Source organism: Mesorhizobium sp. M7A.F.Ca.US.002.01.1.1 (assembly GCF_004022955.1).
Taxonomy (GTDB): Bacteria; Pseudomonadota; Alphaproteobacteria; order Rhizobiales; family Rhizobiaceae; genus Mesorhizobium; species Mesorhizobium ciceri.
In genome coordinates this window covers 1-7761 of the sequence record NZ_RZQE01000289.1, presented here as the reverse complement: position 1 = coordinate 7761, position 7761 = coordinate 1, and the positions used below count along the sequence as shown (strand labels likewise).

The following is a 7761-nucleotide window of genomic DNA, read 5'->3' as shown; positions in this document are numbered from 1 at the left end:
GTCGAGGCTGGTCTGCACCTGTGACATCACGTTGGCGATCTCCTCGAACAGGATCTGGCCTTCCGGCGTCAGGCTGGCACGCTGTGCGGTGCGGATGAACAGCGAGATGCCGATCTGCTCCTCAAGGTCGCGAATCTGCATCGAGACCGCCGATGGCGAACGGTTGCTCTCCTCGGCAGCACGTCGGAAGCTGCCGTTTTCGGCGGCAAGCAGGAACGTCTGCAGAAGTTTGAGGTTGACGCTGGGCATATCCGCTCGGGCAGGGTGATCTGACCCCTGACCTATTCAGACGCGGAACCGATTGCAAGGCAATAGGGCAGGCCAGACATTGGTCCTGGCTTGGCCGGCAAAAGTGTCTCTCTTGTCGAGCCGCTCAATGAACCGCGGCGAACATGACGCGTTCCTCGGTGGCCTCCGAAAGCATCATCTCCTCGACCACGCGGCCGCGCTTGACCACCAGAATGCGATCCGAAACGGCGAGAATTTCAGGCAGGTAGGACGAGATGACAACGACGGCCATGCCTTGCTCGGCGAGATCGCTGATGAGCTGGTGGATCTCGACGATGGCGCCGACGTCGACCCCGCGTGTCGGCTCGTCGAAGATCACCAGCCTCGGCTTCTGAATCAGCGATTTGGCGATCACGACCTTTTGCTGGTTACCGCCGGAGAGCTCGATCATCCGGGCTCGGTCGCTGGTCTGCCGCAGGCTCAGACGTTCGCCCCATTCGCGGGCAAGTTGCCTGGCTCGCGCCAGCGACACCATGGAGACGGGATTGGCGCCCTCGGTCAGTTCACCCATTTGCAGGTTCTCGCCCGCGGTCATGGTTTCGAAGAAACCGTCGACCTTGCGATCCTCGGTGACATAGACGATGCCGTCGCGCACCGCAGGCCTGGGCACCCGATAGCGCACCGACTTGCCGAGCAGGCGGATCTCGCCGCCGTGGAAGATGTTGCGCTTCAACAGTCCGGCGACGACCTTGGCCATTTCGGTGCGGCCGGCGCCGACAAGGCCGAACATGCCGGTGACCTGGCCTGAAAACACCGAGAAGGAAGAGTTGCGCACCAGGCCGGCGCAGGACAGATTCTCGACCGAAAGCACCTTGTCGCCGTAGGGGCGCGCCGTGCGCTTGACCTCGCCATGCAGCGTTTCGGTGAGCGTGCGGCCGACCATGGCCTGCACGATCGAGGCGCGGGTGAAGCCCTTGGCCTCGCCGGACGCGACGATCTCGCCATCGCGCATGACCGTGATGCGGTTGGCGACGGCAAGCGCCTCTTCCAGCGCATGGGTGATGAAGATGACGGCGATGCCCTCCTTCACCAGCCGCTGCAAAAGTTTGAAGAAGTGGCTCTTCTCTTCAGGCGTCAGCGTCGCGGTCGGCTCGTCGAAGATGATGACGCGAGCCTTGTGGTGGACGGCGCGCGCGATCTCCACCATCTGCTTGTGCGCCGCGCCCAGCGTGCTGACCTGCGCGGACGGGTCGACCTGGAAGCCCATGCCGGCGAGGAACTGCCGCGCCTGAATGTAGAGGCCGCGCAACCGGTTGAACATCTTCTCTTCGCCGAGATAGAGATTCTGCGCTACCGTCATGGCCGGCACCAGGTTGGTTTCCTGGAACACCATGGCGATGCCGGCGCGCAGCGCTTCGGCGGGCGTGGCGAAGGACACATCCTTGCCGTCGAAGGTCATCTTGCCCTCGGTCAGCTTGAAGACACCGGCCATGACCTTGGTCAGCGTCGACTTGCCGGCGCCGTTTTCCCCGAGCAGCGCGTGGATTTCGCCTTTGCGCAGGTCGAAATTGACATTCTTGAAGGCCGGAATGCGCGCGAATGCCTTGGCGGCATCCCTGAGTTCAATGATGTTGGCGTCCGACATCGCTTAGCCTCGCTTGCCGCTGGCGGCGCTCGCCACGCGTACGATCCTCGATCCGCCGCGCGAGGCGACCAGCAGATCATCGCCCAGCTCGCAGGCGCTCAGCGTCCCGTGCACCTTGCCGTCTGCGCGCGAATGGAAACTCGACAGCGGCTTCATGTTCTGGTCGCAAAGAACCACCAGCCCGTAGGACCTTGTCACCGCGTATGGCTTCAGCACGTTCATCTGCTTCAACTGGCTGCCTTGCATGGGCTCGCGATAGTCGCGCCATGAGCCGAGCGACGGCGCCATCCAGTAGGCCTCCGGGACTTCCGCCAGCATGCGGGTGCGGTAGGTCTCCTCGCGCAGGATGAACTCCACCAGTTGGTTGCGCACGGAATAGAAGGTCAGCCAATAGCCGGCGTTGAAGGCCGGGGCGATGCGGGCGGGGTAGGCCGGCAGATGCTCCAGCACGGGCAGCGTCGCCGTGGTGGCAAGGTCGATCGCCAGCACGCGGTGGCGCCAGGCCTCCGAAACGTAGATGCGGTTGGAGCCGGTGGTGGCGATGCCGGCCGGCCAGGCCAAGCCGTCCCTGACAAGCTCCAGCCGGCCGTTTTTTAGATCGAGCCGCCAGACCGAACCGGACACGCTCTTCTGCATCAGGTCGCGACGCCAACCGCTCGCCGGCACTGAGGCCGAACCGTTGGCCACCAGCAAGGTGTTGCTGTCGAGGAAGGTGAGAGCGGTGATGCAGGAGAGGCGCCGAGCCTCCTCACCCGTCGCCTCGCGCCCGTCATGCAGGCCGCCGTGGACGACGACGCCCTTGCCGTCGATGGCCATCGCGGTCATGCCGCGGGCATGGGCGAGTGCGGTGATCTCGCCCGGAAATTCCTGCAAGGTTTCGGCATGGCCGTCGGCGCTAAAGCGCATCAGCCGGTTGGCGCTGCTTGCCAGAATGCCCTTTTCGGTGCGTACGAGATTGTCGGCCTCGGCGAGGCCGGCGAACGGCTCGGCTTCCTCCAGTCCTTGGTTGGGCAGCAACGGCCCGTCGAGCGTCGGCACGGTCACTGCCCACTCGCCACGGCCGAGAAAGCGGTCAAGAAGCTGGCTCAAACCGCTCATGGCTTTCTGCCCCAGTAGGAATCCGAGCTGAACCAGTCGGGATCGACGCCTTTCAAGGGCAAGGTGCCCATGCGGTTGTTGAAGATGCCGCAGAGATAGAGGATGCCCTTGTGCTCGCGCATCGAGGTGATCATCGGATGCTTCTCGCCGGCCTGGTCCCACAGGCTTTCGAGGATCTGGCCGTTCTCGTCGAAGCGCAGCACGCAGCCGGTGTTGAGATTGGGCATCAGCCACGCGTCTTCCGATACGCGCCGCGCCATGCGACGGCGGAAGCTCGGCATTTCAAGCGAGAGATCCAAGGCCGGCGTGCGCATGCCCATCAGGGCCAGCCAGTAGGTACCGTCGGAGGCGCGGTTGATGTTGTCGGGATAGCCGGGCAAGCCCTCGATGACGCGCTCGACTTGGCCCTTCTTCGGGCCATCGAAATAATAGCGGCTGATGCGGCAGGCCCAGCTTTCGGCGAACAGCACCGACTGGCCGTCGAAGGCCGTGCAGATGCCGTTGGGGAAGACGAGGTTCGACAGCAGTGTGCGTGTCGAACCGGATTTGGGATCATGGACGATGATGCGTCCGTTGCCGCGGCTTTCCAGCGCGTCGGCATACCAGTCATGCATTTCGAAGCGCACTGTCGCTTCCGAGAAGACGATACGGCCGTCCGGCAGGATGTCGCAGTCGTCGGCGAGCTTCATGGTCGAGTCGTCGACCACCGAGGTCAGTGAGCGGTTGGTTTCGGCGGTCAGCAGCTTTACGTCGCCGGCCGGCGAGACCTGATAGAGGCCCATGCCGGCGACGCAGATGACGAGGTTGTCGTCGCGGTCGAAAGCCATGCCGAGCGGCGAGCCGCCAATATGTGCGAACACTTCGCTATCGGTGTAATGGGGCGGCTGGAAGCGCAGGATCTCGCCCTGGCGGCTGCCGGTGTAGAGACGGTCCTGCCGGTCGAAGATCACATCCTCCGCGCCATCGAGAACGCCGAGGCCGATGACGCCGACGTCCTTCAACCGGTCATTCACCGCCATTGGCGCGCCGGGCGCGGTCGAGATCGCCTGCGGCATCTTGGCGAAGGTTGGCGAGATGTAGACGCTGCGCAGGATCTTGTGGCGGTTCTTCACCCAGCGAACGTCGAGAAGCACCGACAAAAGCAGCACGATGCCGAGGATCAGGAAATTGACCGGGCCGGGCACGGCCAGCGCAAGCAGACTGTTCGACAGGACAAGCACGAAGACGGTGCCCATCAGCGCCTTGGCGACCGAGCCGCGCCCGCCGCCTAGCGAGATGCCGCCGAGCACGGTCGCGGTCAACACCTGCAGTTCGAGACCGGTGCCGATGTCGGAAGCGGCACTGCCGATGCGGGCCGAGAAGAAGAAGCCGGAGAGCGCCACCAGTACCGAGCACAAGACATAGGCGCTGAACAAGATGAAGCGCACATTGATGCCGGCATTGTAGGCAGAGCGGCGCGCGCCGCCGACCGCGAACAGCCGCCAGCCATAGCGGGCGCGCGACAGCACGAGATGGATGATCAGCGCGATGACGACGAAGACCACAAAGGACGTCGGCACGCCCCAGATCGTACCGAAACCAAGAAAATCATAGGCTGGCGAGTCCGGACCGCTGGTGACGATCCGGGTCGAGACCTGGGGAAAGACGATGTCGAAGGTCGAGCGGTAGATGATGAGCGTCACCAGCGTGGTGAGAAACGCCCGCATGCGCAGGAAGCCAACCAGGAAGCCGTTGATGGCGCCGCAGACGACGCCGAGGCCCAGGCACGCCAGAAGGCCGGTACCAAAGCTCCACTGCTCGACATTCATCCCATAGAGCGTGACCAGCACGGCGAGCGCGAAGGTCGACCCGACAGACAGATCGATGCCGCCTGACACCATGACGATGGTCATGCCGAGCACCACAAGGCCAAGCTCGGCGGTCTGACCGCTGAGATTGGTCAGCGTCGCCAGATCGAAGAAGCCCGGCACGATCGAGCCGAAGATCGCGCACAAAATGACCAGCGCCATGAAGGGGATGACGCTGTCGATCCACTTCTTGGTCAGGATCTCCCCGACCACGTGGTCGGGGAGCAGGCGGTAGCGCCAGCGCACAAGGCTTTCAGCCATGCTCATCAAGGAAGTCCGTTACTTGAGCTCGTCCAGCTTCCAGCAATTCCTGCCGGTCGCATTGGCCTTGTCGACGCGGGTGATCGGGCCGAAGAAGATGGTCTTCTCGCTACCCGCCTGCCGGCCGGGCTGCTGCAGCAGCTCGGAAATCTGTTGTGCTGCGATCTCGGCCTGGATCGGGGCATTAAAGTTGAAGATCACGTCGAGCAGCCCGTTCTTGATGCTCTCGCAGCCCGTGGCGCTGCCCGCGCCATTGGTGACGATCGTCACCTGGTCCTGCTTGCCGGCGGCCACGACGGCGGCACCGGCGCCGACCTCGGCATTATCCCAGATGCCCATGATGCCGCACAGGTCCGGATGCTGCTGGAGGACCGTCTCGGTGATCTGGCGGGCCTTTTCGCTCATGTAATCGGCCGGCTGGTCGGAGACGAGCTGCAGCTCGGGATTGGCCTTCAGCACCTCGTCGATGCCGGTGCGCATGTAGATGTTGGCGGCACCCGTCTGGACGCCGGCGAGCCAGACCACCTTGTGCGAGACGGCATTGGGCCCGGTGCAGTGCTTGGCCAGTTCGCCCATTTCGAGACGGCCCATTTCGATCCAGTCGTTGCCGACATAACTGTCCGTCTGGGTGGCCGACTGCATGTTGACTTGCAGCACCTTGATGCCGGCCGCCTGCGCCTGTTTCAACAGGCGTGCGTAGGTCTGGACGTCGGGGTTCTGCACGATGATCAGGTCCGGCTTCTCGGCGATGGCGCCCTGCATGGCGCGAATGCCGGCATTGGTGTCGCCGGAGGGATCGCGCACTTCGAGGCTGAAGCCGTAGCGTGCCGCGTGACGTTGCCACACCACCACCCATGCCTGGTTGAGGTCCATGCCCTGCGAGATTGGCACGAAGATGACCTTCTTGCCCTTGAGCGCCTCGAGATAGGTGGAGCGGCCGACCTGATCGGTTTCCTGCGCCGTGGCGATTTTCGCCGCGCCCAGCAGCGCGAGCGCTGTCATGCCCGCGAGCAGGCAGTTCTTGAACAACTTCATGGTATCCTCCCAGATTTATGTCTCGGTTCTTGTTCAGATGTCGCCGCTTTGCGAGGTCTGCTCGTCGCGCGGATTGATGATGGCGTCGATCGCCAGCGCGCCCAGCAGGATCACGCTCTTGATCAGGTTCTGGCTGGTGTAGCTGAAGTTCAGGATCGTCATGCCGTTGGTCAGGATGCCGACCAGGATGGTGCCGACGATGACGTTGCGTACGCCGCCCTGGCCACCGGAGAGGCCGATGCCGCCCAGCACGACGACCAGCAGCACGTCGTAGATCAGGCTGGAATTGTAGAGGCGCGTGTCGATGCCGGTGACCAGCCCCAGCATGATGATGCCGGCGATATAGGCAATGAGGGCGCTGATGACATATTGCGTCACGATGATCGGGCGCGTCGGCAGCCCGGTCGTGCGGGCCGCGTTCGGGTTGTCGCCAGTAGCATAGACCAGCCGGCCGAAGCGGGTCTTCCTCAGGAAAAAGCCCATGAGCGCGGCCACCGCCGCGAAGATGATCACCGACATCGGGATGCCGAGGATGGTTCCGTTGCCGACGAATTTCAGCCAGCCGATATCGGAGGGGGCATAGAGCACGTCGGACGCAAAGACGATGCGGCCAGAGCCGTAGACCGAGGACGCGATGGCAAGGGTGGCGAAGATCGGCGGAATTTCGGCCACCGCCACCATGACGCCGGTGAACAGGCCGATGGCCGCGACCAGGATGGCCCCGAAGACGACGGCCAGCGTGAAGTCGACGCCCCAGGTGGAGATCCAAATGCTGAACGCGACGCCGACGACCATCACCGCCACCATGGTCAGGTCGATGCCGCGCCCAACGACGATGAGCCCCATGCCGACGGCCAGCGTGCCGAGGATCGAGACATTCTTGAGAATGGCAAGGATGTTGCCCTGGCTCAGGAAATTGTTGAGCGTCGCCGAGAACACCAGGAAGAGGACGGCCGAGATCGCGCCGACGACGAGTTCCTGGGACATTTTGATGCCCAAGCGCGCGGTGTCGGATTTGCCCGAACCAGCCAAGTCAGTTCCTCCCTCGCTGCCGGTTTGAACCAGCGGCGTGCCAAAGCGGCCTTGCCCCAGGGGCTTTGCCGCGACGACGTTCCTCCACAGCCCTAAGCCGGCTGCTTGCGTGAAGACCATCGCGGCTCAGGGCGGCAGGGGCAATTTCGATTTTCTGATGCGCTGTGCAGTTCGTCAGTGTGGAAAAAGAGGATGAGGAATCGTCGGTTGTGTGCTCTGCCGGATTTCACCTGTCGCAAAGCTCAGCCCGATGCCGGCAGCGTGCCGCGATCCCCGTGACGGTACTTTCCTGAGTGACGGGAGCGTCAAGTAAGGCACAAGCGGGCCCTGCTCTCCCTGGGTTTCCGTCCTAGAGGCCGTTTCCATCGATCATCGCCATCAGGCAATCGCCAGCTTGCGTGCCGCTGATGCCCAGATCACGCACGCTGTTCATGTGGTTTCGGTCATTCAGGCGGAGATCGCTGACAGGGTGCCCCTGCGCGCGCAAGCGCTTTCCGAAGTCGGCGGCCTGCTGGTGAAAAGGTGACGTTTCCTGATCTCCGACGAGAATGGTCGCTGCCGTCTCCGGGTCATGCCACCGCGTCATTGGGGTGAAAGCAGCTGCCTCCTCATCGG

Annotated in this window: 6 protein-coding genes and 1 pseudogene; all 7 read right to left on the bottom strand. The window is 63.4% G+C overall.

Going from position 1 to position 7761, the window contains the following annotated elements:
• Window positions 1-249: LysR family transcriptional regulator (locus tag EN932_RS23770; RefSeq protein ID WP_164890589.1), on the bottom strand; the 249-nt coding region annotated here is incomplete at its 3' end.
• Window positions 250-373: 124 nt separating this feature from the next.
• Window positions 374-1873 (bottom strand): sugar ABC transporter ATP-binding protein, encoded by a 1500-nt coding sequence (locus EN932_RS23765; RefSeq protein ID WP_024502414.1) that lies wholly within the window; start codon window positions 1871-1873, stop codon window positions 374-376.
• Window positions 1874-1876: 3 nt separating this feature from the next.
• The gene (locus EN932_RS23760; RefSeq protein WP_013533140.1) at window positions 1877-2971 is read right to left on the bottom strand and encodes an NHL repeat containing protein; all 1095 of its coding nucleotides are present in this window, start codon (window positions 2969-2971) and stop codon (window positions 1877-1879) included.
• On the bottom strand, window positions 2968-5085 hold the full coding sequence (locus EN932_RS23755) for an SMP-30/gluconolactonase/LRE family protein (protein ID WP_127368626.1): 2118 nt from the start codon (window positions 5083-5085) through the stop codon (window positions 2968-2970). Before EN932_RS23755 ends, EN932_RS23760 begins: the two co-directional genes overlap by 4 nt.
• 12 nt (window positions 5086-5097) lie before the next feature.
• Window positions 5098-6114, bottom strand: a complete 1017-nt coding sequence (locus EN932_RS23750) for a sugar ABC transporter substrate-binding protein (protein WP_064994996.1) — start codon at window positions 6112-6114, stop codon at window positions 5098-5100.
• 33 nt (window positions 6115-6147) lie between these two features.
• Complete coding sequence (locus tag EN932_RS23745) at window positions 6148-7101, bottom strand: ABC transporter permease (protein WP_032809776.1); 954 nt, start codon at window positions 7099-7101, stop codon at window positions 6148-6150.
• A gap of 394 nt (window positions 7102-7495) precedes the next feature.
• Window positions 7496-7761 (bottom strand): annotated as a pseudogene (locus tag EN932_RS23740) (alpha/beta hydrolase); the annotation flags it as partial.